We start from the raw sequence: 26551 nt of genomic DNA, 5'->3' as shown, positions 1-26551 counted from the left end.
GTGAGTCCCCAGCGCGACCCCTACAGGACCAGCGACCGCCACGTGATTCCGTGGCTGCTGCTCGGTCTGCTCATCCTCTTCGGCGGGCTGTACGTCGCCGGCTACGTCGTTGCCGGTGACCGGGTACCTCGAGGGGCGACCGTAGCGGGTGTCAGCGTCGGCGGCATGCAGCCGGGCGCGGCGCGGGCCGAGCTGGCCGACGCGATCGACGAGCGGCGCCGGGCGCCGGTCCGGGTCAAGGCCCTCGGCGAACGCGGCCGCATCGACCCCGGCCGGGCCGGCCTCGACGTCGACGTCGCCGCCTCCGTCGCGCAGGCCGGCGGCGGCCGCTCCTGGAACCCGGCCCGGATCTGGGACTCGCTCACCGGCGGCGACGACTACGACGTCGTAGTGACCGTCGAGGAGTCGGCCCTCGCCGACGCGATCGGCGAGTTCGGCAAGCAGGCCGACCGGCCCGCGCGCGACGGCGGGGTGCGGTTCCGTGGCGACGAGGCGGTGGCCCGCCAGCCGCGCACCGGCCAGGCGGTGGACCGGGAGGCCGCGGCCGAGCGGGTGGCGTCGGCGTACCTCGACGGGATCACCGATCCCGACCTCCCGCGCGTGGACCTGCCGACGAGGACGCAGGAGCCCGACATCGGCAAGGCGGACGTCAGCGTCGCGATGAACGAGTTCGCTAACCCGGCCGTCTCCGGCCCGGTCAAGATCGAGCTGGACGACGAGGAGATCGTGCTCCGGCCGCAGGACTTCGTGCCCGCGCTGTCGATGGTGGTCGAGGACGGTGACCTGGTCCCGCGGCTCGACGAGGAGGCGCTGCTGCGCGGGATCGAGCCGCGGATGCAGACCGTCGCGCTGGCCGCCCAGGACGCGACCGTGAAGCTGAAGAACGGCCGGCCGAAGGTGGTCAAGGCCAAGAAGGGCGTCACCTTCGACGAGTCCGAGCTGACCGGCGGGTTCCTCGACGTGGTGGTCAACGAGGACGACGGGCGCAGCCTGCGGGTCAGCAGCGTGGTCGCCAAGCCGGAGTTCTCCACCAAGGACGCCCGGAACCTCCGGATCAGGGAGGTCGTCTCGGAGTTCACGACGTTCTACCCGCACGCCGACTACCGCAACACCAACCTCGGCCGCGCCGCCGCGCTCATCAACGGCACCGTGCTGCGACCGGGCGAGGAGTTCAGCCTCAACGAGACCGTCGGGGAGCGCACCGCCGAGAACGGCTTCACCGAGGGCTTCATCATCAGCGACGGAGTCTTCAAGGAGGACTTCGGCGGCGGCGTCAGCCAGGTCGCGACGACGACGTTCAACGCGATGTTCTTCGCGGGTCTGAGGGACCTCGAGCACAAGCCGCACTCGTTCTACATCGACCGCTACCCGGTGGGCCGGGAGGCGACCGTGGCGTGGCCGAGCGTCGACCTGCGCTTCCAGAACGACACGCAGTACGGCGTACTCATCGAGGCGTCCATCTCGCCGAGCACGCCCTCGAAGTCTGGGGCGATGACAGTCCGGATGTGGTCGACGAAGACCTGGGACATCAAGTCCTCCGCCTCCGAGCGCTTCAACCTGACCGAGCCGGACACCCGGCGGCTGCAGGGCGAGGACTGCGTCCCGAACCAGGGATACGGCGGCTTCGACATCAACGTGTTCCGGGATTTCTACGAGCCCGGCAGCAAGGAGCTGGTGAAGCGCGAGACGTTCAGCACGACCTACACGCCGTCCGACACGGTGATCTGCGAGGGTTCGTAGCGGGCGGTTCCCGGGCGGCCAATTCACTGGGTCCCCTGTGAATTGCCCCCTTCCCGGTGTGATCTCCCCAAGGGAACGTTCCATTAGCCCCGGGGAGGTGCGACGCGATGCGGCGGGCACGCCCGACTGGATACGACGCGACGGAGTTGCTGTCGCAGCGGCCTGAAAACAGCAGGTACGTCGCGTCGTATCGAGTCAGGCCGGCCGCGCCCCGTCGGCGAGCGTCTTCAGCAGGTCGAACCCCGGCCGGTCGGTGGGACGCGGGCAGTTGGTCAGTAAGACGACCCCGACGCCACGGTTCAGCACGTAGCCGGCGACGCTGCGCGCCCCGCCGGTCCCGCCGTTGTGCCAGTGCGCGGTGTGTCCGCTGCGCCCGAGCGGCACCACCAGCCAGCCCAGGCCGATCCGCTGCCGCGCGTGGCCCGCCCGCGCCTCCTGGGTCATCCGGATCGCGGTGCCGAGCGGTGTGCTCTCCGGGTGGAGCTGCGCGGCCATGAACACCGCGAGGTCCGCGGCTGTCGAGTGCAGTGCCCCCATGCCGGGCAGGGTCGGCATCGACCAGTCCGGCGTCGGCCTCCGGCGTGCCTTGTGCCCGTGGGCGCGCCGGCCGTCCTGGTCGGGCCGCACGTCGACCACGGTGTCGGTGAGGCCGAGCGGACCCGTCACGCGCGCGGCGAGCAGGTCGGCGTACGTCGTACCCGCCCGGCGGGCGAGCGCGTTGCCGAGCACGGCCGCGCCGAAGTTGGAGTAGCGCAGCTTCAGGCCCGGCTCCCGCTTCAGCCGCACGCCCTCGAGCGCCGCCGCCACGTCGTCGGCGGAGAACCGCGCGTAGGGGTCGTCGCCGTGCCTCAGCGCCTGCCGCACCACACCCTTCGGCAGCCGCGGGAACCCGGACGTGTGCGTCGCGAGGTCGACGAGGGTCACCGGCCGACCGCGCACCGGAATCCGCAGCTCCGGGTAGAAGGACTGCAGCGGTTCGTCCAACCCGACCACCCCGGCGACCACCTGGTCGGCCAGCAGCAGCGAGGTGAACACCTTGGTGATCGAGCCGATCTCGAACAGGGTGTGCTCGTCCACGTCCTCCCCGCCGTCCGCCCGGGTACGGCCCGCCGCGAAGAACGCCGTCTCCCCGTCGCCCGTGGCCGCCGCGGCCAGTCCGACGTACTTGCCGGCCACGGGTTGGAGCGCCGACTTGAGGGTCTCGTGGAGGTGCGACACCCGCCCAGCATTCCGTACGACGAGGCGGGCGGCTGGCACGGTAGGCCCATGTCCGTCTTCGCCCAGGTCCTCGTCGCGCTCGCCGCCGCCCTGCACGTGCTCTTCTTCGCGATGGAGAGCGTGCTGTTCATGCGGCCCGCGGTGCACCGCCGGTTCGGCGTCTCGCGCGAGCACGCGGAGGTCGTCCGCCCGATGGCCTTCAACCAGGGGTTCTACAACCTCTTCTTGGCAGTGGGAGCCGTCGTCGGGATCGTGCTGGTGAACACCGGTGACGAGTCGGCCGGTGTCGCGACGGCCGCGTTCGCATGCGCGGTGATGTTCGGCGCGTCCCTCGTCCTCGTCGCCACCGACCGGAAATTCCTGCCGGCCGCCGCCGTCCAGGGCCTGCCTCCTCTCGCGGCGCTGGTGCTCATCGCCGCGTAGCGCCGGCGAGGAGCACGAGGGGACGCCCCCGGTCAGCCGACGACGCGGACCCGGACCCGGGCGTCGTACCCGTCCGCGAAGTGCTTCCGCCAGGCGCGGAACAGCGCCCCCATGTCCTGCGGCGACAGCTTGATGCAGCCGTGCGAGCGGTAGTCGTTGATCTTCGGGAACTCCCACCGGCAGGGTTGGTCGCCCTTGCGGTTGGGGCACTGGCTGTTTCGCTGGCCCTGCTCGGTATGGATGAACAGGCTCCGCCGTATCGTGCCGTCGCCACAGGCCTTCTCCCCGAGCTCGATGGCGCGACCCTTGATCAGGGTGCCCCAGTAGTCGGCGATCAGCCGCGGCCGGTAGCGGCCGTTGGGCAGCCACCCGTCGTTGACCTTGCACGCGTCGGTGGACCTCGGCGTCCAGCCGGCTCCTGCCCGCCACGTGCGCGACTCGACCAGCCGGCGCCCGTGTCCGTCGTGCCGCCACACCCGCCACGACAGTCTGGAGTCCTGCGGGTCGCGCCAGTTCTTGTCGAAGGTGATCGTGGCGGTCAGCCGGGGTGACGTCAGGGTGGCCGCCGAGGGCGACGGCCCGAGCCCGCTGACGAGTCCGAGCAGCAGGGCGGTGACGAGGGCGCGTGGCGCGCGCATGACCGAAGGCTAGTACCGCGCGCCGGGTCGGGACCCCGGTGCGGACGCGAGCTACACCTTGGACGGCTGACGCGGCGCCGGCATCGCGTGCGCCGTGGGGATCGGCGTCCGCCCGGGCAGCTCGGAGGCGATCCGGACGGCGGAGACCCGCTCCATCCGCAGCACCGCGTGCCCGAGGTCGTCACAGTGCAGGACCACCCCGTGCCCGTCCACGGCGGCGATCCGGCCGGTCAGCCACTGGCCCTCCACGAGCACCTGCACCGCGACGTCGTTGTCGCGGGCCCGGTTGAGCGCCGTACCGATGGTGTAGATGGTCGAGTCGAGCATCGCGATTTCCCCCAAAGCAAAACGGCTTCGCCGTCCCCCCGGCCCTGCTTTGAACCGTTTCGACCATGCTGGGCGCGTTGTGCCGGAATGACAATGCCCCGAGCGGGTGCGGGGTATCCCCAACTCAGGGGGTCAGGTACCGGTACGAGTGGTGCGGGGCGAAGCCCAGCCCCTCGTAGAGCGCGAGCGCGGCCGGGTTGTCGAGGCGCACCTGGAGGTACGCCGTCGTCGCGCCGGTCGCCGCGGCGGCGTCCAGCAGGTGCGCGACGACCGACGATGACAGCCCGCGACGGCGGTACGCCGGGTCGGTCCACAGGTCGTGCAGGCCGACCCAGTCACCGTCGACCGCGGCCCGGCCGCGCGCGACCGGACCGTCCGGCCCGGCCATCGTGGCCAGCAGTCGGGGGCCCTGCTCCTCCAGCGACACCCGGGTCGGACCGCGCAGCGCGCCGGGGAGGTTGCGCAGCACCCGGGCGACCGACGCGATCTCGAAGGACGTGTCCGCCTCGCCCGGCCGGGCCGGACGCCAGCCCAGGTCGACGAGGCCTCGGTCGAGGTCGCCACCGGACTCGACCTGCACCCAGGCGGGCCGGTCACGTCGCGCGTAGAACTCGATGACGCGGGCCGCGGCGTCGTCGAGCAGCAGGCCCGGGTCGCCCATCGCCAGGGCGGAGTTGGCCCGCGCGACCAGCCGGCCGCCCGACGGGCCACTGCTGCGCAGCAGCCACTGCCCCAGCGGCTCGGTCTCCAGGTCCGGCCACATCGCCAGCGACCGGAGATGTGCCTCGCGCGGTGTGACCCGGAGTCGGACGGACGGGCGCGGCGGCACCGGTTTGCCGGAGACGATGTCGGCGAGCGGGATGCTGACCTCGCGGCCGTCCTCGGCGCGCACCGTCGTGTCGGTCGAGGTCCACGAGGTCATCTCGCCGAGCAGGTCGGTCATCGCCGGGCCTCCCGTCGGGCCGGTCTCGCCACGCACGATCCGACGTACGACCACGCGCCGGCCCACGCAGTGCGGCCCCAGGCCGGGTGGGGTTGCTGGCGGTGACACGTGGCTCTTTCGTCGTTCGGACCGGAGGTGGGTAGGAACGCAGGACACACTAGGCTGTAGTCGTCCGTGTGGACGCCTGGTACGCCAGGCGGACGGCGGCACCGGCATCCCAGCACTTGCAGCACTAGGAGGAACCAGGTGACCTACGTCATCGCGCAGCCGTGTGTGGACCTCAAGGACCGCGCCTGCGTCGACGAGTGCCCCGTCGACTGCATCTACGAGGGGTCGCGGATGCTGTACATCCACCCCGACGAGTGCGTCGACTGTGGTGCCTGCGAGCCGGTCTGCCCGGTGGAGGCGATTTTCTACGAGGACGACACGCCGGAGCAGTGGAAGGACTACTACACCGCCAACGTCGACTTCTTCGACGACCTCGGCTCGCCGGGCGGCGCCGCCAAGATGGGCGTCATCGACAAGGACCACCCACTGATCGCCGCCCTCCCGCCGCAGAACCAGGAGTGACGGGCCGGCCACGCCGGTGAAGGTCAGCGAGAGCCTCCCGGACTTCCCGTGGGACCACCTCACGCCGTACGCCGAGACGGCACGCGGCCACGTCGACGGTGTCGTCGACCTGTCGGTCGGCACCCCGGTGGACCCGACGCCCGAGGTGGTGCAGGCCGCGCTCCGGGGCGCGGCTGACGCGCCCGGCTACCCGATGACCGTCGGCCGGGCGGACACCCGGCAGGCGTGCCTCGACTGGCTGGCGCGACGGTTCGGCGTCACGGGTCTGGGGCTCGACGCCGTGCTGCCGACGATCGGCTCCAAGGAGCTCGTCGGCGCGTTGCCCACCCAGCTGGGGCTCGGGCCGCGCGACCTGGTCGTGGTCCCGGAGCTCGCCTACCCCACCTACGAGGTCGGCGCCCGGCTGGCCGGCGCGCGCACGATCGCGACCGACGCGCTCACCGCCGTCGGCCCGGAGCGGGTCTCCCTGGTCTGGGTGAACTCGCCGTCCAACCCGACCGGCCGGGTGCTGCCGGTGGACCACCTGCGCAAGGTCGTCGCGTGGTGTCGGGAGCGCGGGGCGCTGCTCGTGTCCGACGAGTGCTACCTCGAGTGCGCGTGGACCGAGCGCCCGGTCAGCGTGCTGCACCCCGACGTCTGCGACGGCGACCCGACCGGGATCCTCACAGTGCACTCGCTGTCCAAGCGGTCCAACCTCGCCGGCTACCGGTGCGCCTTCGTCGCGGGCGACCCGGCGCTGGTCGGCGAGCTGCTCGCCGTGCGCAAGAACCTCGGCCTGATGATGCCCACGCCGCAGCAGGTCGCGATGCGTGCCGCGCTCGAGGACGACGAGCACGTCGACGCCCAGCACGCTCGGTACGCCGCCCGGCGTACTGCGCTCAAGGACGCGCTCGAACGAGCGGGCTTCCGGATCGACCACTCATCGGCGTCGCTGTACCTCTGGGCGACCCGCGGCGAGCCGTGCTGGGACACCGTCGCCGCGCTGGCCGAACACGGGATCCTGGTGGCGCCGGGGGCGTTCTACGGGGTCGAGGGCCGCCACCACGTGCGAGTCGCCTTCACCGTGACCGACGAGCGCGTCGAGGCCGCGGTGTCCCGGCTCGCGGCGATCGGCTGAGCCTGCCCGGAGGGGTCAGCCGACGTCGACGTGCACGTGGTCGCGGTGCTCTAGCACCGCGCGGTCGCCGGGACCGTCGCCGGGGTCGTAGTCGCGCCAGCCCGACTCGGACCGGCCGGCCGTCCAGATCCGGTCGTCGAAGATGAGCGTGCGGATGCCGAGCCGGTCGGCCTGGGCCACCAGGTAGTGCGCGACCGCCCAGCCGCGGCGCTGCGAGTCCGGGTTGACCGGCCGGAAGAAGATGTCGATCGCCCGGCCCTCGTAGTGCGCGGAGCCCTCCATGTGACCGTCGCGCACGCCGCCCGGCTGGAAGCCGCCGAGCGACTGCGCGCCGAACGCACGCTCCACGTCTCGACGTACCGTCGCCGCTCGCGGGGTCAGACCGCCGGCGTTGAGCTCCTCGTCGTCGACCGACTCCTCGCGGACCACGCACGAGAACCTGGCCGGGCTGTAGCCGGTCAGCGCCGAGGCCAGCGCGCGACCGTCCTCGGCGTGGTCCTCGTAGGCCTCGGGAAAACCGGACCGCTGCACACGTTGGGCGGCCTCGGTGATCCGCATCGTCTCGAAGCCCTCGACCTTCAGCAGCTCGTCGTAGAACTTGTTGGTCGCGTAGTACGGGTCGGTGATCTGCGCCTCGGTGCCCCAGCCCTGCGAGGGCCGCTGCTGGAAGAGGCCCAGCGAGTCCCGGTCGCCGTGGTCGAGGTTCTCGATCTTCGACTCCTGGTACGCCGTGGCCAGGGCGATCGACACCGCGCGCGCCGGGAGGCCGCGTCGTACCCCGATGGCCGCGATCAGCGCGGCGTTCTCCGACTGCTCCACCGACAGGTCGACGACGACACCGCCGACCTCCGCCGTGCAGCCCTCGGGGTCGGGCAGCGGGCCGACGCCCTGCCGGAACAGCAGCCCGACACCGGCGACGACGAGGAGGACGAGCAGGAGCGTGACGGACGCACGGCGGGCTCGACTGCGGGAAGCGCTAGTTGGCATGCAGGTCGGCGTTCAGCTCGATGCCCTGTCCGCTCCGGGGCACCGCCTCGACCGCGCCCGTGGTGGAGTTGCGGCGGAACAGGACGTTGCTTGCCCCCGACAGCTCGGCCGCCTTGACGACCTTGGGCTCGACGCCGGAGCCGTCGGTCATCAGCACCTTGGTGCCGGCGGTGACGTAGCAGCCCGCCTCGACGACGCAGTCGTCGCCGAGCGAGATGCCGATCCCGGCGTTGGCGCCGAGCAGGCAGCGCTCGCCGAGCGAGATCACCTGGGTGCCGCCGCCGGACAGCGTGCCCATGATCGACGCGCCGCCGCCGACGTCGGAGCCGTTGCCGACGACGACACCGGCGCTGATCCTGCCCTCGACCATCGAGTGGCCTAGCGTGCCGGCGTTGTAGTTGACGAACCCCTCGTGCATGACGGTGGTGCCCTCGGCGAGGTGGGCACCGAGCCGGACCCGGTCGGCGTCGGCGATCCGGACCCCGCCCGGCAGCACGTAGTCGGTCATCCGTGGGAACTTGTCCACGCCGTACACGCTCACCTGGCCGTGGGCGTCCTTGAGGCGCATCCGGGTGAGCTCGAAGCCCTCGACGGGGCAGGGCCCGGCGCTGGTCCACACCACGTTGGTGAGCAGGCCGAAGACGCCGTCCAGGTTGACCGAGTGCGGGGCGACGAGGCGGTGGCTGAGCAGGTGCAGCCGCAGCCAGACGTCGTGGGTGTCGGTGGGTGGGGCCTGCAGGTCCGCGATGGTGGTGAGGACGATGGCACGCCGGACGCCGCGAGCCTCGTCGATGCCCTCGAGCCGGGTCAGCTCGGCGGGCGCCTCGGTCTCGTCCGGGGGAGTGCCGAGCGCGGGCAGCGGGTACCACGTGTCGAGCACCCGGTGCCCCGTGGGCGCCTCGCCCTCGGTGCCGGCGAACGTGGCGAGGCCGTAGGCCCACGCGGTCGTCGGCGCAGAGCGATCAGGCGTGGCGTCGGTGTCGGTCACTCGTGCAACGCTACCCAAGCGCCGGGAACCCGCCCGGCGGGACCCGACCGACCGTGAGAGGAGCCACATGAGCCCGGACGCCCGCTGGCTGTCACTGTGCATGGACACCGCCGAGGACACCCCGAGGCTGGGTGCCTTCTGGGCTGCTGTGATCGGCGGGCGACACGAGACGTCCGCCGCCGACCCGGCGGGTGACGTCGTGGTCCCGGCGGTCGAGGGTGGCGGGCTGGCGATGTGCCCGGTGCCGGAGGTGAAGACGGTCAAGCACCGAGTACACCTCGACATCTGCGCCGCGGCGATCAGCGACCTCGAGGCGCTCGGCGCGACCGTGCTGATCCCTGCGGAGGAGTCCGGACTGGGCTGGACGGTGATGGCCGACCCCGAGGGCGGAGAGTTCTGTGCCTTCCTGCGCGACGGGGACCCACTCCCGGCCCACCGGTTGCAGGGGGTGGGGATCGACTGCGCCGACCCCGAGCAGGTCGCCCGCTGGTGGGGCGACCGGTTCGGCATCACCCCGGTCCGCCAGGAGGGCGGCGCCTGGTGGACGCTCGAGGGCGTCACCAACGATCCGGTGGTGACGTTCGACTTCGCTCGGGTGCCAGAGCCCAAGACCGTGAAGAACCGGGTGCACTGGGACGTGTACGGCGACGTCGCCGACTTCGAGAGGGCCGGGGCGACCGTGCTCTGGACGCGCCCACGATGGACGGCGATGGCCGACCCCGAGGGCAACGAGTTCTGCGTCTTCCCCGAGCCCGCCGACACCTCTGGCGACTGACCTACGACGACCGGGTCGGTGGTCGGCCGGCTCGGAGGCCTGCGGCAGGATGACCCGCATGGGACTCGACCTCACCGCCGACGCCGTCACGCTCACCCAGCAGCTCGTCGACATCGAGTCGGTGAGCGGCAACGAGGCCGCGATCGCCGATGCGGTCGAGCAGGCGCTGTCCGGCTACCCGCACCTGACCGTGCAGCGCTTCGGGCACACCCTGGTCGCCCGCACCGACCTCGGCCGCGACGAGCGGGTGGTCATCGCGGGGCACATCGACACGGTTCCGGTGAACGGCAACCTGCCGTCCCGGCTCACCGACTCCGACCTGCACGGGCTCGGCAGCTGTGACATGAAGGGGGGTGTCGCGATCGCGCTGCGCACGGCCGCGACCGTGCCGGCGCCGAACCGGGACGTGACCTACGTGTTCTACGAGTGCGAGGAGGTCGAGGCGGAGCGCAACGGCCTGTTCCTGCTCTCCCAGAGCCATCCCGAGCTGCTGCAGGCCGACTTCGCGATCCTGATGGAACCGTCCGACGCGGTCGTCGAGGCCGGCTGCCAGGGCACCATGCGCGTGGACGTGCTGACCCGAGGCGAGCGGGCGCACTCGGCGCGCTCGTGGACCGGCGTCAACGCGATCCACCGCGCGGCCGACGTGCTGGCCCGACTGAACGCCTACGAGCCGAGGCGGCCGGTGATCGACGGGCTGGAGTACCGCGAGGGACTCAACGCCGTGTTCGTGTCCGGCGGTGTCGCCGGCAACGTGCTCCCCGACGAGTGCCGGGTCTCGGTCAACTACCGGTTCGCGCCGGACCGGACCGAGGACGAGGCGCTCGCGCACATGCGGGAGGTGTTCTCGGGCTTCGAGATCGAGGTCAGCGACTCGGCCCCGTCGGCGATGCCCGGGCTCACCGTGCCGGCCGCGGCGGCGTTCGTCGAGGCGGTCGGCGGCACAGTCAACCCGAAGTTCGGGTGGACCGACGTCGCCCGGTTCAGCGTGCTCGGCGTACCCGCGGTCAACTTCGGCCCCGGCGACCCGCACCTGGCGCACAAGGCCGAGGAGTTCGTGCCGCTCGCGCACCTCCGGTCCGTCGAGGCGCAGCTGCGCAGCTGGTTGGCCGGTGACGACGCGTGAACCCGGAGCACTTCGATCCGGACGCGCACGAGATGTACCGCGGTCGCACCCGGCTGCGCAGGGGTGAGATGGAGTCGGGCACCACCGACCAGCGACTCCTCGACTCGCGCGGGCCGACCGACTGGGTGCACACCGACCCCTGGCGGGTGCTGCGCATCCAGAGCGAGTTCATCGAGGGCTTCGGATCGCTCGCCGAGCTGGGGCCGGCGATCTCCGTGTTCGGTTCGGCGCGGACGCCGCTGGACGACCCGCACTACGCACTGGGCGAGACGCTCGGCCGTCGGCTCACCGAGGTCGGGTTCGCGGTCGTCACCGGCGGCGGTCCCGGTGTCATGGAGGCGGCCAACAAGGGCGCCAGCCAGGCCGGCGGCATCTCCGTCGGGCTCGGCATCGAGCTGCCGTTCGAGGCCGGCCTCAACGAGTACGTCGACCGGGGCCTGAACTTCCGCTACTTCTTCGCCCGCAAGACGATGTTCGTGAAGTACGCCCAGGGCTTCATCGTGCTGCCGGGCGGCTTCGGCACCTTCGACGAGCTGTTCGAGGCGCTCACCCTGGTGCAGACCCAGAAGGTGACGTCGTTCCCGATCGTGCTGATGGGGACGTCCTACTGGGCGGGGCTGATCGACTGGCTCCGCGGCACGGTGCTGGCCGACGGCAAGATCTCCGAACGCGACCTCGACATGTTCCGGCTCACCGACGACGTCGAGGAGGCGGTCGAGGTGATGGTCGACGCGCGCCGGCACCGGCAGTCCTCGGCTCCGGGGGGCGGCGAGACGCGGGGGAGCGCGGTGCCGCCGGAGTGAGCGTCCCCCTCCGCGCCGACCGCGTCCGTCGTACGTCGGACGGTGACCGGTGCCGTGGAAGGATGACGGCATGACGTGGTTCTTCGCGTTCGTGATCGTCGCGCTGATGGGCGTGATCGCCGTGGTGGCGACCGGTCGGGGCGGCTCGATGGCGGAGGTCTACGACGACCGGCCGGACTCCCGGGTGCAGGCCGACGGGCCGCTGACCGCCCAGGACCTGCGCCGCGTCCGGTTCTCGACCGCGCTGCGCGGCTACCGGATGTCCGAGGTCGATGCGCTGCTCGACCGGCTCGCGGCCGAGCGCGACGTGGTGGCCGACGCGGACGACGGACCGGTGCCGGACGGCGACCCCGACCGACGCGCGGATCCCTGAGCGTGCGCGCAGTCATCCGGCGCGAGGTCGCCCTCGACGTACCTGCCGACGTGGCCTGGGCCTACGTCACCGACTGGCCGCGGCAGGGCGAGTGGGTGCCGTTCACGCGGGTGGAGCACGTGGACCCCGCCGATCCTGCGGCGGGTGTCGGTGGCCGGTTGCGCGCGTGGTCGGGGCTCGGCCCGGTCGGCTTCTGGGACCCGATGACGATCACCTCCTGGGAGCGGCGTGCGGACGGCGGCGGTCGTTGCGAGGTGCTGCACACCGGGAAGGTCGTGCGCGGCGAAGGCGAGTTCGAGGTGGTCGCCGAGGGTGACGGCCGGAGCCGCTTCCTGTGGGCGGAGCTGGCCGTGGTGCCCTTCGGCGCGGTGGGTGCTGTGGCGTTCCGGCTGCTGCGGCCGCTGCTCGAGCGGGTGATCGACGGGGGTCTCGCGACTCTCAAGGAGCGGGTCGAGTCGGGGTAGCCGCGCCACGCCGAGACGCCCTTTTCGGACCTGGACACACCGATCGATGACCGGTTGCGGCAGGATCGAGTCGTGACACCGTTCCGAATCACGTTGGTGCTGACCGTCCTGGCCGCGGTCGTGGTCGTGCTGACCAGGGTCCGGCTGGCGAAGGACGAGGGTGCCGGTCGGCTGTCAATCCCGCGCGGGCTGCTCAACACCCACACGTTCGCGGGCGTCCCCGCGGTGGGCCTGTGGGTCGCGTTCCTGGTCACCGGCAACACCCTGCTCGGCTGGGCGGGGCTGGTGTTCTGGTGGGTGACGGTCGTCGCCGGGCTGCTGATCCTCGCCCGGTGGATGCCCGCCAAGGGCCGGCACTCCTCCGGGCCGACCGCCGACACGTGGGGCGAGGGTCCGGGGCTGTCGGTGCTCGCCCACGTCGGTCTGCTCATCGGCGTGATCGTGTTCACCGCGTTCCTGGCCACCGGCAACATCCCGTAGCCAGGCGGTGCGGGGGCGCGGCGGCCAATTACCACGGTCCCGTGGTAATCACCCCGTTCCCGCGGGGAGTTCGCCACGGGGAGCGGGAGATTCACTGGGTCCCCTGGGGATTGGGGGCGCCCCCTCACCGGCCCTCGTACACCGGCTTCTCCTTCGCCACGAACGCCTTGACCCCCTGCGCGTGGTCGCGGGTGGCGCCGGTCAGAGCCATCATCTCGCCCTCGAAGGCGACCGAGGACTCGAAGTCGTGGGAGGCCGAGTAGGTCACCGACCTTCGCACGGCACCGAACGCCACGGTGGGGCCCGCGGCCAGCCGAGTGGCCAGTGCCGCGGTCTCGCGCTCGAGGTCGGCGGACGGCACGACCTGGGTCGCCAGGCCGAGGTCGAGGGACTCCTCGGCCGACAGGGTGCGTGGGAAGTAGAGCAGCTCGAGCGCCTTCGCCCGGCCGACGAGCCGCGGCAGCGTCCACGACGAGCCGGTGTCGCAGGACAGCGCCACGCCGGTGAACGCCAGGTTGAACCCGGCGCTCTCGGCGAGCAGCCGGAGGTCGCAGGCGAACGCGAGGCTCGCGCCTGCGCCGGCCGCGACTCCGTTGACGGCCGCGACGACCGGCTTCGGCATCGTCATCAGCGCCGTGACGATCGGGTTGTAGTGGTCGGGGACGGTGCGGAACAGCTCGTCGGACGACCCGCTCTCGAGGATGCCGATGTGTTCCTTGAGGTCCTGCCCGACGCAGAACGCGCGGCCGCTGCCGGTCAGTACGACGCACCGCACCGCCTCGTCCTCCGCGACCCGCGTGACCGCGTCACCCAGCGCGACCTTGGTCGCCACGTCGAGGCTGTTCATCGCGTCGGGTCGGTTGAGAGTGATCGTGGCGACGCCGTCGGCGACGTCGAGGCGAACGGGCTGGTCGGTCATGGGGCGGACCTCCGGGGGATCGGTTCGGGGGATGGAGCGGTAGGGGTGGCTGCTGCGGACGAGCCCAGCGGGACCGAGGGGTCGGCCAGGCAACGGTCGACGAACCGGGACGCCGCCGGCAGCAGCCGACCGGCCTCGTCGGCGAAGAACCGGGCGGCGGCCTCGCCGGGCCAGTCGGCGGGCAGCAGCTCGGCCGGCAGGCCGGGGTCGGTGAACAGGAACTTCCGCCACTCGTGCACGAGCAGTGACCGTACGGCGAACGCGCCCTCGTCGTCGGCGGTGTCGGGATCACCGGGCAGGTGCGCGGCCGGGTCGGCGACGAGCTCGGCGGCGAACCGGTGCCACTCGGTGTAGGCCTCCCCGAGCGCGTCCAGGTCCCAGGCGAGCGCGGCCCGCTCGCGTGGGTCGTCGTCGCGGGCGGTGAAGCGGGCGTGCCCCACGCCCTCGGTGTCGAGCAGCCCGAGGGCCTCGGCCGACGCGAACGGCCCGATCCAGGTGGAGTCGCTGAGCGCGGCGTACCCGAGGAACCCGAGGCCCGAGCGCACCCGCTCCCGGGCCGCCCGCGACGGCACCGGCTCGAGGACCAGGAGGTGCCAGGTGCCGTCCCACGGTTTCTCCACGGTGCGGTAGATCCGCTCCGCCGCGTCGTCGAGGCGTTGGGTGGCATGCCGGGTCAGTGCGTAACCGGGGCCGGTGGGCAGTCGGACCGGGTCGAGCCAGCCCTGCCGGACCATCCGCGAGATCGACGTCCGCACGGCCGGTCCGGTCACGCCGAGGGGCGCCAGCAACCGCACCAGGGCCGCCACCGGAGCGCGTCCCCCACGGCTGCGCAGGTGGTCCCCGAAGAGGTCGAAGAGCGCGGAGCGGGCGTGCACACCGGGCAGTCTGCCGCACCACGTTGGGAACTCCGGGGCGGGCCGGGAGTGTTTTGGGGGATAATGGGCGTGCAACTCGGCGCCAGGATCGTGTCCGACCGGGGGCTGCCCCGGGCGGGAGCGACCACGACACGCAGAACGGCGCACTCAACAGTGACAGGAAGAGGTGTGCGCATGGCGGCGATGAAGCCGCGGACGGGCGACGGTCCGCTGGAGGTCACCAAGGAGGGGCGGGGCATCGTGATGCGGGTCCCGCTCGAGGGCGGTGGCCGTCTCGTGGTCGAGCTCAACGCCGAGGAGGCAGGGGCGCTCGGCGAGGCGCTCAAGGAGGTCGTGGGCTGACCCACGTCCCCGTCATCTGAAACGCGCGGACCCCGTCCACCGACCAGGTGGGCGGGGTCCTGCCGTTCCCCTCCGCGCGAGTAGGGTCGGCACCGGCATCCGTGAGTACGTCAGGAGCATCCTCGTGTCCCTTCCCAGCCAGGTCAGCCCGCCCCAGGTCGCGCTCAGCGACGTGGCGCCGTCTGCCGTCGTGGGTGCCGAGGTCGTGGCGATCCCCGTGCTCACCGGGGAGGGCGACGACGGCCCGTCCCTGGGCCCGGGCGCAGCCGAGCTGCTCGACGAGCTGCCCGAGGACCTGTTCGCGTTGCTGGAGCTGCACGCCGCCACCGGTGCAGCCGGCGAGGTCGTCGACCGAGCGGTGCTCGACGGCTCGCGCCTGTCCAACACCGCGATGCAGCGGGTGCTGCTCGTCGGCGTCGGGGACAACACTCCCGACGACCTGCGTCGCGCGGGTGCGGCGCTGGCCCGCTCGACCAAGGGTCGCGCCACCATCGCGACCTCGCTGGCCGCTCTCGCCGACGACGCCGGTCTGCGCGCCCTCGTCGAGGGGCTGGTGCTGGGCTCGTTCGAGTTCCACTGGCGCTCCACCGGTCCGCAGGCCCAGCCCGTCGAACGGGTGGTGCTCGCCGGGATCGGCGACGTGGCCGGGCGCAAGCCGGTGCTCGACCGTGCGCTGGCCATCGCCGGAGCGGGCTGGACCTCGCGCTTGCTGGCCCTGGTACCCGCCAACGAGAAGACCCCCGCCTGGATGGCGGACCAGGCGAGCGAGGTGGCCGGGCGCAGCGGAATCAAGGTCACCGTCTGGGACGAGAAGCAGCTCGCGGCCGAGGGGTTCGGCGGCATCGTGGGCGTCGGACAGGCATCGGCGAACCCGCCGCGGCTGGTGCGGATGGACTACACACCGCGTCTCAAGGGACGCAAGGCTCGATCGAAGGCGGGACACGTCGTCCTCGTCGGCAAGGGCATCACGTTCGACACCGGCGGGCTGTCGATCAAGCCCAAGGACAACATGATGCTGATGAAGCGCGACATGACCGGCGCCGGCGTCGTCCTGGCGGTGATGGGCGCTCTGGCCGACGTCGACTGCCCCGTGCACGTGACCGGGCTGCTGCCGTTGGCCGAGAACTCCGTCAGCGGCAACTCGCTGCGACCCGGTGACGTGCTGCGCCACTACGGCGGCCGCACCACCGAGGTCACCAACACCGACGCCGAGGGACGGCTGGTGCTGGCCGACGCGATGGCGTACGCCGTGGCCGAGATCGAGCCCGACGCGATCGTCGACGTCGCCACGCTGACCGGTGCCATCAAGATCGCGTTGGGTCAGCGGACCGGTGGCTACTTCGCCAACGACGACGCGCTGTCCGACGTACTCCGGGCCTCGTCCCTGGCCGCCGGCGAGCCGCTGTGGCGGATGCCGCTGGACGACGAGTACGAGGAGCGGCTGGCCTCCAAGGTCGCCGACGCCGACAACTCCGCCGGCGTGCCTGGGGCGATCACTGCCGCGCTCTTCCTGCAGCACTTCGTCGGTGGCATCCCGTGGGCGCACCTCGACATCGCGTCAGTGGGGGACGCCCCGAAGGACGAGCACGAGTACACCAAGGGAGCCACCGGCTTCGGCGCCCGGGCACTGCTGCACTGGCTGGAGCTGCGTGAACCCCTCGCCGGCGTCGGCGCCTAGCCCGCAGCGGAGCCCGCACCGGACGGGAGTCGACATCAGGAGGTACGCCGCATGCACGGTCTGACGGTTCGGTGGTCACTCGAGAAAGCCCCGGAGGGCGCCGAGGATGCGCTGCGTGCCTACGTCGAGGCCACGTCGCACGCCCGGTTCACCGGGAAGGAGGGGTTGCGCTTCAAGACCTGGAGGATGCGCGAGGGCGAGTGGTTCGAAGGTTGCTACGTGTTCGAGAGCTCCGAGCAGCGCGACACCTTCGAGAGGGAGTTCACCGCGGTCGCCGCGGAGTCTCCCGGCTCCCAGCTCGCGGGGTCCGCACCGGTGCTGATCGAGCCGTGTGAGGTCGTCGCGGTCGCCGAGGGTGCGGCCGGCTTCCTCGCTGCCGCCAGCTACCGGTCCTGAGGAGTGCGCCGAGCCCGGCGAGGGGTCAGCTGTGACGCGACACGCCGCCCAAGAGCCTGAAGAGCTGACTCCTCGGCCTCAGGTCTCGGGGGTCCAGACCTTCTTGGCGACCAGCAGCCCGTCGCCGACGGGGAGCAGCACGGGCAGCAGCAGGTCGTGGTCGGCGACCGTGCGGCACAGCTCGCGGATCGCCACCGTCTCCCCGTCGCGCTGCGCGGGGTCGGCGACCCGGTCGTGCCACAGCGCGTTGTCGAACGCGACGATCCCGCCCGGCTTGAGCAGCCGGAGCGCCTCGAGGAGGTAGGCGGGGTACTCGAGCTTGTCGCCGTCGGCGAAGACCAGGTCGTAGTGCCCGTCGGTCAGCCGCGGCAGCACCTCCAGGGCGGCTCCGGGGATCAGCCGCACCCGCTGCGAGGGGATGCCGGCCTCCTTGAACGCCTCCTTGGCGAGCCGCTGGTGCTCCGCCTCGGTGTCCACCGTGGTCAGCACGCCGTCGGGGCGCATCCCCCGCAGCATCCAGACGCCGGAGACCCCGGTGCCGGTGCCGATCTCGACGACCGCGCGGGCCTCGGTCACCGCGGCCAGGAACCGCAGCGCGGCGCCGCCACCCGCACCGATCGGGGCCACCCCGACCTCGTGCGCGCGGGCGCGGGCGTTGGCGAGCACCTCGTCCTCGCCGACGAACTCCTCGGCGTAGGCCCAGCTGGCCGGCTTAAGTCCCGTGATGATGGCCTCCCTCGTCGGGGCTCCAGGCCGACCCGGCCGGCGCCCCCTGGGCGAGGACACCGCGACGAGCCGCCCCGGGGCGGTCTGCGCGGGACTCTACCGGGCGATTTGTTCCCGGGTACGTACGACATTGCCGGCCCTGGGGAACATCTGTACGACGCCGTACGTTCACGAAACACCCAGCACAATCGAGTCCGCCCCTCAGGCGCCTCTCAGGCGCGGCTCATACATTCGAGGAGACGAGCTTCACCGGATGACGACCCAGGTCGAGGAGCAGGCCATGACGCAGAGCAGGAGCCACGCCGGCGCCGGGGCCGGTGCGCCCGCCGGGTCGACCCAGCAGCGTGAGGTGCCCACGTGGGACGAGGTCGTCGAGCTGCACTCCGCCCGGGTCTATCGGCTCGCCTACCGCCTGACCGGAAACCGCCAGGACGCCGAGGACCTCACCCAGGAGGTGTTCGTCCGGGTGTTCCGCTCGCTGTCGTCGTACACGCCGGGCACCTTCGAGGGCTGGCTGCACCGCATCACCACGAACCTCTTCCTCGACGGCGCACGCCGCAAGGCCAAGATCCGGTTCGACGCCCTCGCCGACGACGCCGACACGCGCATCCCCAGCCGGACGGTCACGCCCGACGCCGCCGTCCTGGAGGGTCTCTTCGACGACGACGTGGAGTCCGCGCTCGCGGCCCTGCCACCCGACTTCCGCGCGGCCGTCGTCCTCTGCGACATCGAGGGCCTCAGCTACGAGGAGATCGCCGACGTCCTCGACCTCAAGCTCGGCACCGTGCGCTCGCGGATCCACCGCGGCCGCACCATGCTCCGCAAGGCGCTGGCCCACCGCGCACCCGCCGGGGGGCGTTCGCGCTACTCCGGGCCGGCCGACCAGTCCTCCGCCACCCGCCGCCGCGGGTCCGGCCTCGCCGTCCAGCCGACGTGATGCCCGGCGTCTGGAGACTCGGCACCCGGTTCTGGGGAGGACACCTCGGGCCGGCGGTAAGCGCCCTCGTCGACGGTCAGCTCGACGAGGAGTCGGCGGAGCGTGCCTGGGGCCACGTCCTGCACTGCCCGTCCTGCCGTCGCCAGGTGGAACGCGAGGGCTGGGTCAAGCGTCAGCTCGCGCAGATGGCCGGCAGCGGCCTCGGTGAGCCGTCGCGGCAGCTGATCGGGTCGCTGCACCAGCTCGACCCGGTCGAGGAGGAGACCCGTGCCGCCTGGGCAGCGGTCGACGAGCTCGAGGAACGCAGCCGTGGACGCCGCCGGGCCGGCATCGCCGCCGTCGGCGTCGGCTCGGTCTCCGCGGCCGTGCTGGGGATCAGCGCCCTGAGCGGGACCCCGTTCCTCGGCGGCACCCCGGCAGCGCCGCCGGCGACCTCACTCACCCGCACCACCCCGACCGCGGGCCCGCTTGCCCAGCTGCAAGCCCCGGCCGCCGACGCCTCGGTCACCGGGCCCTCGTCGTTCGTGCCGTTCTCCGGGTGGAGCTTCTCGACCCCCGCCGAGGCGACCGCCAGCGCGGCGACGTTCCGCTCCCGACGCTGACGGACGGCGCCCACTCCCGGGCCGGCTCCGGTGCCGTGTCCGGACCCGAGCCAGGGGCCCGCCCGGCGAACCGTCCGGACCGGCGTTGGAGGCGTGGTCCAGAATGGTGGGGTGAGCCAGTTCGACGACCGCGAGCCCGTTGCCCCAGACGACCCGCGCGCGTCCGTCGGCGCAGACCCGGGCGACTGGCCCGACGGCTCCACTGATCCCGCCGGGACCGGCGAGACCCGCGACACCATCGACTTCGGCCGACGTGCCGGCGCCTCCGGCGAGGGCAGTCACCCGGACGACCCGGACGACTCCGGGGGCTCGGACGACGCCGACGGCTGGGGCGACACGCAGGGCTGGGACGACACGCAGCCGATCGGCTCCGGAACCGCTCCCGCCTACCCGGGATCCGACGAGCTCACCGGGGCGCAGCCGGAGTGGCCGCACGAACAGCCCGATCCCGCCCCGTGGCCCCAGCCCGAGGCGCCGGGCAGCACCGCCTGGCCCACGGCGGCGTACACCGCCGGCTACCGGCAGGAGCCGGGCCCGCACCCCTATGACCAGTACGGCCAGCCCGGGTACGCCGGTGGCCCGCCACGGCAGACGTCCGGGTCCGGTCAGCCCGGCTGGTTCTGGCCCGTCGTCGCAGCCACCGCCCTCGTGGTGGGCCTGCTCGGCGGCACCCTCGCGGCGGTCGCGGTGTCCAGCTCGATGACCGACGGCTCGGTGAACATCCCGATCATCCAGTCCGACGACCGGGCCGCACCGCCCCTGGAGGCCGACAACGGCAGCATCTCCGCCGTCGCCCAGCAGCTGCTCCCGAGCACGGTCCAGATCCTCGCCGGCGAGATCGACGGGGACGGCGCCACCGGGTCGGGCTTCGTGCTCGACCGTCGGGGCCACGTCATCACCAACAACCACGTCGTCGCCGAGGCGACCGACGACGGCGAGATCGAGATCGTCGACCACGAGGGCCGTGAGCTCGACGCGGAGATCGTCGGCCGCAGCCCGGTCTACGACATCGCGGTGCTCCAGGTCGACGGGGCCCGCAATCTGCGCCCCGCCGCCCTCGGCTCCTCGCAGGCGATGCGGGTGGGGGAGAGCGTGGTCGCGATCGGGTCACCGCTCGGCCTCAGCAGCACCGTCACCTCGGGCATCGTGTCCGCGCTCGACCGTCCGGTGACCACGGGCACCGATGACGAGTCGTCGTACATCAACGCCGTGCAGACCGACGCCGCGATCAACCCGGGCAACTCCGGCGGCCCGCTGGTCAACCTGCGCGGACAGGTGGTCGGCGTGAACTCCGCCATCGCCACCACGGGTGGGGCGTTCGGCGGTGACTCCGGCAACATCGGCGTCGGCTTCGCGATCCCGATGGAGCAGGTGCGCGTGACCGCGGCGCAGATCCTCGAGACCGGGGAGGCGAAGTACCCGGTCATCGGCGCCAACGTCAACACCGGCGAGCAGCAGGGCGGCGCCGAGGTCGTCGACGTGCCGTCCGGGACCCCGGCGGCCGCCGCGGGGCTGCAGGAGGGCGACGTCGTCGTCGGCGTGGACGACAAGCAGATCGACGACGGCATCGAGCTGATCGTCGCGATCCGCAGCCACCAGCCGGGCGAGACGATCCGGCTCCGGGTGCAGCGCGACGGCAACGAGGTCGAGGTGGACGTCACCCTGGACGCGAAGGTCGGCTGAGCCGCCGGTCTGCCGGGTCAGGTGGCCTCGGCGTCGTACGGCGGGCGTTCGCCCTTCTTGAGCGGCCGCAGCCCCGGTCGTTTGACCGCGTCGTCCGCGTCGGTCTCGTCCCAGGTGTCCTGCATGTACTTGCGGACTGCGCGCCGCGGGTCGAGGTCGGTGAGCTCGAAGTCGGCGAACTCGGGGCCGAGCTCCTCGCGCAGGTCGTCGCGGGCGTTCTGGGAGAACTGCTTGATCTGGCGCAGCACCCGGCCGGCCTGACGCGCGAACTCGGGGAGCCGGTCCGGCCCGAAGATGAGCAGCCCGACGACCAGGAGCACCGCCAGCTCGGGCAGCCCGACCCCGAACACGGCTACGCCCTGACCGTGGCGGCCGTGGTCGAGGACATGGCTACAACTTACCGATGTCAGCGGCCCGCCGGGGTGAGACCGAGCTGCAGGCCGACGAGACCGCGACCACGACCGGACAGGGTGGTGGCGACCTGGGTCAGCGCCATGGCGGAGGGAGTGTCCGGCGCGGTCACCACGATCGGCGTACCGCTGTCTCCGCCGGCGCGCAGGTCGAGGTCGAGCGGGATCTCACCGAGTACAGGTACGTCGTAGCCGAAGCGGCTCGACAGTGTCGCCGCGACCCGGGCGCCGCCACCGGAGCCGAACACCTCGAGCCGGTGCTCGGGGCCCCCGGCTTCGGCGCAGTGCGGGCAGGGCAGGAACGACATGTTCTCCACCACGCCGACGACGCGCTGGTGCATCATCGAGGCCATCGTGCCGGCGCGCTCGGCCACCTCGGCCGCGGCCTCCTGCGGGGTGGTGACGACGAGCACCTCGGCGTTGGGGAGGTGCTGGCCCAGCGAGATCGCGATGTCGCCGGTGCCGGGCGGAAGGTCGAGGAAGAGGACGTCGAGGTCGCCCCAGTAGACGTCGCTCAGCATCTGCACGAGCGCCCGGTCGAGCATGGGCCCGCGCCAGGCCACGACCTGGTCTCGCCGCGGCTTGAGCATGCCGATCGAGATCACCGACAGCTCACCGGCGGACTCGCGCGTGATCGGGGTCGGCACCGGCATGATCATGTCCTCGACCTGGGTGGGCCGGACATCGCCGAGACCCAGCATCGCGGGCACCGAGTGGCCGTAGATGTCGGCGTCCACGATGCCGACCTTCAGGCCCTGCTGGGCCATCGCGGTGGCGAGGTTGACCGTCACCGACGACTTGCCGACGCCGCCCTTGCCGCTGGCGATCGCGTAGACCTTCGTCAGCGAGTCGGGGCGGCTGAACGGGATCTCCTTCTGGGCCTGGCCGCCGCGGAGCGTCTCCTGCAGGCCAGAGCGCTGCTCGGCGGTCATCACACCCAGGGTCAGGTCGACGTCGGTGACGCCGTCGACCTTGCCGACGGCTGCCTTGACGTCGCGGGTGATGGTGTCCTTCAGCGGGCAGCCGGCGACGGTGAGCAGCACCTTGACGTGCACGACTCCGGTGTCGTCGGCCTCGACCGACTCGACCATGCCGAGGTCGGTGATCGGGCGGCGGATCTCGGGGTCGTTGACCGTGGCCAGCGCAGCCTGGATCGCGTCGGGTGCGGGGGAAACCATGTCTACAAGGGTACGTGGGCCGCCTCGGCGCTCCCGGGTCGGCCGGGTGGGCTCAGACCGGCCACTCGCGGTCCGCGTCGCCGGACTCCTCCTCGTCGCGGGCCCGTCGCTCCTTCTCCTCGATCTCCTGCAGCAGCGAACGCAGCTCGGAGCGGACGTAGTCGCGGGTGGCGACCTCGCCCAGGGCGATGCGCAGCGAGGCCATCTCGCGGGCCAGGAACTCCATGTCGGCGTGCGCCCGGGTGTTGGCCTGCCGGTCCTGCTCGGCGATCACCCGGTCGCGGTCCTCCTGCCGGTTCTGCGCGAGCAGGATCAGCGGGGCGGCGTACGACGCCTGCAGGCTGAGCATCAGGGTCAAGAAGATGAACGGGTAGCCGTCGAAGGACACCGACGCGGGAGCCAGCCAGTTCCACAGCAGCCAGACGGCAACGAACAGCGTCATGTAGATCAGGAACCGCGCGGTGCCCATGAAGCGGGCGAACGTCTCGGCGAAGCGGCCGAACGTGTCGGAATCCACCTCCGGCCGGCGGATCAGCCGTCGGCGCTGCTCCTTGGGGACGTCGAGGCGGGCCGACCGCTCCTCGCGACCGCTAGGCACGGATCGACCCGTCGGTGCGGCTGGGCGTGTCGCGCCAGTTCTCCGGCAGCAGGTGGTCGAGCAGGTCGTCGACGGTCACCGCGCCGACCAGCCGGCCGTCCTGGTCGACGACCGGGGCCGCCACCAGGTTGTACGTCGCGAGGTGGCGGGCGACGTCCTCGAGGCTCGAGGTGGGCTTGAGCGGCTCGATGTCGGTGTCGAGCGCCCCGCCCACCAGGGTGGACGGGGGCTCACGCAGCAGGCGCTGGATGTGCGCGACCCCGAGCAGCCGCCCGGTCGGCGGCTCGAGCGGCGGACGGACGACGTACACGAGCGCCGCCAGCGACGGCGACAGCTCGGCCTGCCGGACGTGCGCGAGAGCATCCGCGATCGTCGCGTCGGGAGGCAGGATGACCGGCTCGGTCGTCATCATCCCGCCGGCGGTGTGCTCCTCGTAGGACATCAGCCGGCGTACGTCCTCGGCCTCCTCGGGCTCCATCAGCTGGAGTAGCGCCTCGGCGGTCTCGGGCGGAAGCTCGGCGATCAGGTCGGCGGCGTCGTCGGGGCTCATCTCCTCGAGCACGTCGGCGGCTCGCTCGCTGTCGAGGTTGCCGAGGATCTCGACCTGGTCCTCCTCCGGCAGCTCCTCGAGCACGTCGGCGAGCCGCTCGTCGTCGAGGGCCGCCGCGATCTCGAGGCGGCGCTTGGCGGGCAGGTCGTGGATCACGTTGGCCAGGTCGGCCGGCCGCATCTCCTCCAGCGCGGCGAGCAGGTGCGTGGCACCTTGCGCCTGTTCCAGCGCGTCGAAGCCCTCGACGTCACGCCAGTCCGCGACGTGGGTCTGGCCCTTGCGGCCGAACCGCTTGACCGGACCCTCCTGCAGGGCGACCCGGCTGATCACCCAGTCGCGGTTGCGGGCCTGCTCCATGGCGAGGTCGTACACCGCACCCTCGACGCCGGAGTCCCGGACCCGCACCCGGCGGTCGAGCATCTGCCCGAACACGAGCGTCTCGGTCGGTCGCTGCTCGAAGCGGCGCATGTTGACCAGGCCGGTGGTGATGACCTGGCCCTTGTCGATGGACGTCACCCGGGTCATCGGCACGAAGATCGACCGGCGGCCGAACACCTCGACGACCAGGCCGAGCACCCGCGGCGGCAGCCCACCGGGCCGCAGCACCACGACGAGGTCGCGGACCTTGCCCACCTGGTCGCCCGCGGGGTCGAACACCGGCAGGCCGGCGAGGCGGGCCGCGAAGACGCGGGAGGGCGAGGTGCTCACGTCCCGAGGCTAGCGAAGCGTGCTCTGGTTGACTTGCCGCCATGCGGCTCGCCTACGACATCGTCGACGTGTTCACCGACCGACCGTTCGCGGGCAACCAGCTGGCCGTCGTGCACGGCGCCGGGGACCTGTCGACCGAGCAGTGCCAGGCGATCGCGCAGGAGTTCAACTACTCCGAGACCACGTTCCCGGCGCCGCGCGGGCAGCACGACTACGCGGTGCGGATCTTCACGCCCGGCTCGGAGATCCCGTTCGCCGGGCACCCGACACTCGGCACGGCCTGGGTGCTGCGCAGCCGCCGCGAGCTGGGCGAGGGCGACGCCGTCCAGCACTGCGGCGCCGGCGAGATCGGCGTGCGGTTCACCGGCGAGCGCGCCGTGGAGCTGACCGCGCGGCCGCGGGACTCCGTCGGACACGGCGGCCGGTTCGTGCAGCGACTGCTCGCGGACCTCGGCCTGTTCCCGAGCGACCTCGACGGGCCGGTGTGGGTGGCCGGCTGCGGTCTCACGTTCGCGTACGTGCCGGTGGTCGACGACGCCCTGCGCCGGGTGCACATCCCGTCCCGGCCGATGTCGGAGTACGACGACCGGCCCGACGTGATCGACCCGCTCGAGGGCGTGAACGTGTACTCCGCGTCCGGCGGGCCCGACGAGCTGCGCGTGCACTCCCGCGTCTTCGTGCCGGGGCTGTCGGTGCCGGAGGACCCCGCGACCGGCTCGGCGGCTGCCGGGCTCGGCATCGCCCTGGTGGAGACCGGCCTGCTGCCGCGGGGCGGCCGCTACACGATCCGCCAGGGGGTCGAGATGGGCCGCCCCTCCACGCTGCACGGTGAGGTCGACGTGGACGAGTCCGGCCGTCCGACGGTGTGCCGCGTCGCCGGTGAGGTGCAGACCGTGGCGAGCGGCGAGATCGTCGTACCTGGCTGAGGGGGTGGGGGCCGGGGGGTGGATTACCACGGGACCGTGGTGAACTGCCGCTTCCCGCGGGGAGTTCGCACCGGGAACGGGTGGATTACCACGGGACCGTGGTAATCGGGTCCGGCGCTACGACAGCTTCGGGCGCCGCCGCACCCGCCGGTGCAGGACCTTCGGGAGCGCACCGCGCGTGGTGGCGGACGTCTCGGGCGGTACGGCGCGGTGGTGCTCGTCGGACAGGTCGCCCGGGGTCTCCACGACCTCACCGGTCGGGACGAGGCGGGTGACCACGCTCGACTCGGCCCAGCCGTCGGCGGCGGTCGCGAGGTCGGGGAGGTTCAGCCGGCCGGCCACCAGCGCCGCGGTGACGGGTTCCCACCGGTCGTCTTCCGGAGTCACCCGCGACGCGTCCGCGACCCAGGTCACCAGTCGGCCGCCGTTGTCCTTGCTGCGCATCGTGACCTCGACCCGGGTGGCGCGTTCCAGGCCGGGCAGCGGCTGCTCCGTGCCGCCCGACACGACGTACAGCGCGCCACGGTCCCCGGTGTCGAGCCAGACGTGCCAGGCCGCGTGCGCGGGGCAGCCCGCCGCGCCGTACCGCAGCCAGGACACCCCGGTCTTCTTGCCGAGCTCGGCGAGCAGCGCGGGCGTGAGATCGGGCGCGGCGTCGGGGGTGAGCTCGGGCTGGGTATCGGACTCGGTCACGTGACGAGCGTGCCACAAGGTTTCCCCAAGGTCGGGTGTGCAGGGTCCGTAAATGGCCGTTGTGGATGTAGTCGACATCGGCGTCCCGGCCATGGCACTGACCCGGCGGCGGGCTCTCGAGCTCGCGGGGACGGTCGCCACGGGGGTCGCCGTCTGGGTGTACGTGCCCGCACTGACGCGCGGAGGGCGGCTGGAAGTCGCGCCTTCGCTCACGACGTCGTTCGGCGACGTCACCGTGCTCGCGCTCGTCAGGGCCGCGGCGCCGCTCGCGGGCGGTCGCCCGCTCCGGCACGGGGTGTGGCGCGACGTGCTCATCGCGTCGCTGGCGCTGCGCAACCGCCTTCGCCAGCCGCAGCTG

General features: G+C 72.3%; 32 protein-coding genes. 18 read left to right on the top strand and 14 right to left on the bottom strand.

The window, feature by feature from the left end; all coding sequences use genetic code 11:
* Nucleotides 1–1740 (top strand): VanW family protein, encoded by a 1740-nt coding sequence (locus VFH10_RS10175; protein WP_325128119.1) that lies wholly within the window; start codon nucleotides 1–3, stop codon nucleotides 1738–1740.
* Between the two features lie 195 nt (nucleotides 1741–1935).
* Here VFH10_RS10175 and VFH10_RS10170 read toward each other — a convergent pair whose 3' ends face one another.
* Entirely contained in the window at nucleotides 1936–2958 is a 1023-nt protein-coding gene (locus tag VFH10_RS10170) for a serine hydrolase domain-containing protein (RefSeq protein ID WP_325128117.1), read from the bottom strand.
* Between the two features lie 48 nt (nucleotides 2959–3006).
* Between VFH10_RS10170 and VFH10_RS10165 the strand changes: the two genes are divergently transcribed.
* Nucleotides 3007–3381 carry a DUF1304 domain-containing protein gene (locus VFH10_RS10165; protein WP_325128115.1) on the top strand — a complete coding sequence of 125 codons (375 nt, stop codon included), beginning with the start codon at nucleotides 3007–3009 and terminating at the stop codon, nucleotides 3379–3381.
* Nucleotides 3382–3413: 32 nt separating this feature from the next.
* Here the strand turns inward: VFH10_RS10165 and VFH10_RS10160 are convergent, their stop codons facing one another.
* The 3 genes from VFH10_RS10160 to VFH10_RS10150 all read right to left on the bottom strand — a co-directional run bounded on the left by VFH10_RS10160 (nucleotide 3414) and on the right by VFH10_RS10150 (nucleotide 5397).
* Nucleotides 3414–4019 carry a hypothetical protein gene (locus VFH10_RS10160; RefSeq protein ID WP_325128114.1) on the bottom strand — a complete coding sequence of 202 codons (606 nt, stop codon included), beginning with the start codon at nucleotides 4017–4019 and terminating at the stop codon, nucleotides 3414–3416.
* Between the two features lie 51 nt (nucleotides 4020–4070).
* Nucleotides 4071–4346, bottom strand: coding sequence for a hypothetical protein (locus VFH10_RS10155; RefSeq protein ID WP_325128112.1), 276 nt, complete (start codon nucleotides 4344–4346; stop codon nucleotides 4071–4073).
* 124 nt (nucleotides 4347–4470) lie between these two features.
* Complete coding sequence (locus tag VFH10_RS10150; protein ID WP_325128110.1) at nucleotides 4471–5397, bottom strand: GNAT family N-acetyltransferase; 927 nt, start codon at nucleotides 5395–5397, stop codon at nucleotides 4471–4473.
* A gap of 138 nt (nucleotides 5398–5535) precedes the next feature.
* On the opposite strand from VFH10_RS10150, the gene fdxA reads away from it, so the two are divergent.
* Nucleotides 5536–5859 carry a ferredoxin gene (fdxA, locus tag VFH10_RS10145; RefSeq protein ID WP_325128108.1) on the top strand — a complete coding sequence of 108 codons (324 nt, stop codon included), beginning with the start codon at nucleotides 5536–5538 and terminating at the stop codon, nucleotides 5857–5859.
* A gap of 16 nt (nucleotides 5860–5875) precedes the next feature.
* The gene (gene dapC / locus VFH10_RS10140; RefSeq protein WP_325128106.1) at nucleotides 5876–6976 is read left to right on the top strand and encodes a succinyldiaminopimelate transaminase; all 1101 of its coding nucleotides are present in this window, start codon (nucleotides 5876–5878) and stop codon (nucleotides 6974–6976) included.
* A 15-nt stretch (nucleotides 6977–6991) separates the two neighbouring features.
* Here dapC and VFH10_RS10135 read toward each other — a convergent pair whose 3' ends face one another.
* Together VFH10_RS10135 and dapD are read right to left on the bottom strand one after the other, a co-directional pair.
* On the bottom strand, nucleotides 6992–7963 hold the full coding sequence (locus tag VFH10_RS10135) for a hypothetical protein (RefSeq protein WP_325128104.1): 972 nt from the start codon (nucleotides 7961–7963) through the stop codon (nucleotides 6992–6994).
* A complete protein-coding gene (dapD, locus tag VFH10_RS10130) occupies nucleotides 7953–8951 on the bottom strand; it encodes a 2,3,4,5-tetrahydropyridine-2,6-dicarboxylate N-succinyltransferase (RefSeq protein ID WP_325128102.1) in 999 nt (332 codons plus the stop codon). The genes VFH10_RS10135 and dapD overlap by 11 nt, the downstream gene beginning before the upstream one ends.
* Nucleotides 8952–9018: 67 nt before the next feature.
* On the opposite strand from dapD, the gene VFH10_RS10125 reads away from it, so the two are divergent.
* From VFH10_RS10125 to VFH10_RS10100, 6 genes are all read left to right on the top strand, one after another.
* On the top strand, nucleotides 9019–9726 hold the full coding sequence (locus VFH10_RS10125) for a VOC family protein (protein WP_325128100.1): 708 nt from the start codon (nucleotides 9019–9021) through the stop codon (nucleotides 9724–9726).
* Between the two features lie 58 nt (nucleotides 9727–9784).
* On the top strand, nucleotides 9785–10852 hold the full coding sequence (gene dapE / locus VFH10_RS10120) for a succinyl-diaminopimelate desuccinylase (RefSeq protein WP_414689860.1): 1068 nt from the start codon (nucleotides 9785–9787) through the stop codon (nucleotides 10850–10852).
* Between the two features lie 32 nt (nucleotides 10853–10884).
* Entirely contained in the window at nucleotides 10885–11655 is a 771-nt protein-coding gene (locus tag VFH10_RS10115; RefSeq protein WP_325128161.1) for a TIGR00730 family Rossman fold protein, read from the top strand.
* 70 nt (nucleotides 11656–11725) lie between these two features.
* Entirely contained in the window at nucleotides 11726–12028 is a 303-nt protein-coding gene (locus VFH10_RS10110; protein WP_325128096.1) for a DivIVA domain-containing protein, read from the top strand.
* A gap of 2 nt (nucleotides 12029–12030) precedes the next feature.
* Complete coding sequence (locus tag VFH10_RS10105) at nucleotides 12031–12492, top strand: SRPBCC family protein (protein ID WP_325128094.1); 462 nt, start codon at nucleotides 12031–12033, stop codon at nucleotides 12490–12492.
* A 72-nt stretch (nucleotides 12493–12564) separates the two neighbouring features.
* Nucleotides 12565–12972 (top strand): hypothetical protein, encoded by a 408-nt coding sequence (locus tag VFH10_RS10100; RefSeq protein WP_325128091.1) that lies wholly within the window; start codon nucleotides 12565–12567, stop codon nucleotides 12970–12972.
* 124 nt (nucleotides 12973–13096) lie between these two features.
* On the opposite strand, the gene VFH10_RS10095 is transcribed toward VFH10_RS10100, so the two are convergent.
* Both VFH10_RS10095 and VFH10_RS10090 read right to left on the bottom strand, forming a co-directional pair.
* Nucleotides 13097–13891, bottom strand: a complete 795-nt coding sequence (locus tag VFH10_RS10095) for an enoyl-CoA hydratase-related protein (protein ID WP_325128089.1) — start codon at nucleotides 13889–13891, stop codon at nucleotides 13097–13099.
* The gene (locus VFH10_RS10090; RefSeq protein WP_325128087.1) at nucleotides 13888–14766 is read right to left on the bottom strand and encodes a PaaX family transcriptional regulator C-terminal domain-containing protein; all 879 of its coding nucleotides are present in this window, start codon (nucleotides 14764–14766) and stop codon (nucleotides 13888–13890) included. The genes VFH10_RS10095 and VFH10_RS10090 overlap by 4 nt, the downstream gene beginning before the upstream one ends.
* Nucleotides 14767–14940: 174 nt before the next feature.
* On the opposite strand from VFH10_RS10090, the gene VFH10_RS10085 reads away from it, so the two are divergent.
* The 3 genes from VFH10_RS10085 (at nucleotide 14941) to VFH10_RS10075 (ending at nucleotide 17182) form a co-directional block, all read left to right on the top strand.
* Complete coding sequence (locus tag VFH10_RS10085) at nucleotides 14941–15108, top strand: DUF3117 domain-containing protein (protein WP_221025160.1); 168 nt, start codon at nucleotides 14941–14943, stop codon at nucleotides 15106–15108.
* 124 nt (nucleotides 15109–15232) lie between these two features.
* Complete coding sequence (locus tag VFH10_RS10080) at nucleotides 15233–16786, top strand: leucyl aminopeptidase (protein WP_325128082.1); 1554 nt, start codon at nucleotides 15233–15235, stop codon at nucleotides 16784–16786.
* Nucleotides 16787–16837: 51 nt separating this feature from the next.
* Nucleotides 16838–17182 (top strand): hypothetical protein, encoded by a 345-nt coding sequence (locus VFH10_RS10075; RefSeq protein ID WP_325128080.1) that lies wholly within the window; start codon nucleotides 16838–16840, stop codon nucleotides 17180–17182.
* Between the two features lie 78 nt (nucleotides 17183–17260).
* Here the strand turns inward: VFH10_RS10075 and VFH10_RS10070 are convergent, their stop codons facing one another.
* A complete protein-coding gene (locus VFH10_RS10070; protein ID WP_325128159.1) occupies nucleotides 17261–17911 on the bottom strand; it encodes an O-methyltransferase in 651 nt (216 codons plus the stop codon).
* Nucleotides 17912–18161: 250 nt separating this feature from the next.
* Between VFH10_RS10070 and sigE the strand changes: the two genes are divergently transcribed.
* From sigE to VFH10_RS10055, 3 genes are all read left to right on the top strand, one after another.
* Nucleotides 18162–18845: an RNA polymerase sigma factor SigE gene (gene sigE / locus VFH10_RS10065; protein WP_325128077.1), complete on the top strand. Its 684-nt coding sequence runs from the start codon at nucleotides 18162–18164 to the stop codon at nucleotides 18843–18845.
* Entirely contained in the window at nucleotides 18845–19447 is a 603-nt protein-coding gene (locus tag VFH10_RS10060) for a hypothetical protein (protein ID WP_325128075.1), read from the top strand. Before sigE ends, VFH10_RS10060 begins: the two co-directional genes overlap by 1 nt.
* A gap of 111 nt (nucleotides 19448–19558) precedes the next feature.
* Nucleotides 19559–21130 carry a S1C family serine protease gene (locus VFH10_RS10055; RefSeq protein WP_325128073.1) on the top strand — a complete coding sequence of 524 codons (1572 nt, stop codon included), beginning with the start codon at nucleotides 19559–19561 and terminating at the stop codon, nucleotides 21128–21130.
* 17 nt (nucleotides 21131–21147) lie between these two features.
* On the opposite strand, the gene VFH10_RS10050 is transcribed toward VFH10_RS10055, so the two are convergent.
* The 4 genes from VFH10_RS10050 to VFH10_RS10035 are packed head-to-tail and all read right to left on the bottom strand — an operon-like array spanning nucleotide 21148 to nucleotide 24574.
* Nucleotides 21148–21480 carry a sec-independent translocase gene (locus VFH10_RS10050; RefSeq protein WP_325128071.1) on the bottom strand — a complete coding sequence of 111 codons (333 nt, stop codon included), beginning with the start codon at nucleotides 21478–21480 and terminating at the stop codon, nucleotides 21148–21150.
* 56 nt (nucleotides 21481–21536) lie between these two features.
* Nucleotides 21537–22718: an Mrp/NBP35 family ATP-binding protein gene (locus tag VFH10_RS10045; protein WP_325128068.1), complete on the bottom strand. Its 1182-nt coding sequence runs from the start codon at nucleotides 22716–22718 to the stop codon at nucleotides 21537–21539.
* Between the two features lie 52 nt (nucleotides 22719–22770).
* The gene (locus VFH10_RS10040; protein ID WP_325128066.1) at nucleotides 22771–23316 is read right to left on the bottom strand and encodes a DUF1003 domain-containing protein; all 546 of its coding nucleotides are present in this window, start codon (nucleotides 23314–23316) and stop codon (nucleotides 22771–22773) included.
* Nucleotides 23309–24574 (bottom strand): magnesium transporter, encoded by a 1266-nt coding sequence (locus VFH10_RS10035; RefSeq protein ID WP_325128064.1) that lies wholly within the window; start codon nucleotides 24572–24574, stop codon nucleotides 23309–23311. The genes VFH10_RS10040 and VFH10_RS10035 overlap by 8 nt, the downstream gene beginning before the upstream one ends.
* A gap of 41 nt (nucleotides 24575–24615) precedes the next feature.
* On the opposite strand from VFH10_RS10035, the gene VFH10_RS10030 reads away from it, so the two are divergent.
* Nucleotides 24616–25500: a PhzF family phenazine biosynthesis protein gene (locus VFH10_RS10030; RefSeq protein WP_325128062.1), complete on the top strand. Its 885-nt coding sequence runs from the start codon at nucleotides 24616–24618 to the stop codon at nucleotides 25498–25500.
* Between the two features lie 117 nt (nucleotides 25501–25617).
* On the opposite strand, the gene VFH10_RS10025 is transcribed toward VFH10_RS10030, so the two are convergent.
* Nucleotides 25618–26193, bottom strand: a complete 576-nt coding sequence (locus VFH10_RS10025) for a hypothetical protein (protein ID WP_325128060.1) — start codon at nucleotides 26191–26193, stop codon at nucleotides 25618–25620.
* Between the two features lie 52 nt (nucleotides 26194–26245).
* Between VFH10_RS10025 and VFH10_RS10020 the strand changes: the two genes are divergently transcribed.
* On the top strand, nucleotides 26246–26551 hold a 306-nt coding region (locus tag VFH10_RS10020; protein ID WP_325128058.1), incomplete at its 3' end, for a hypothetical protein.

The sequence above is a fragment of the Nocardioides sp. genome (genome assembly GCF_035697785.1).
Taxonomy (GTDB): domain Bacteria; phylum Actinomycetota; class Actinomycetes; order Propionibacteriales; family Nocardioidaceae; genus Nocardioides_B.
Note: the sequence above shows the minus strand (reverse complement) of the source record. Positions and strands in the feature narration are given on the sequence as shown.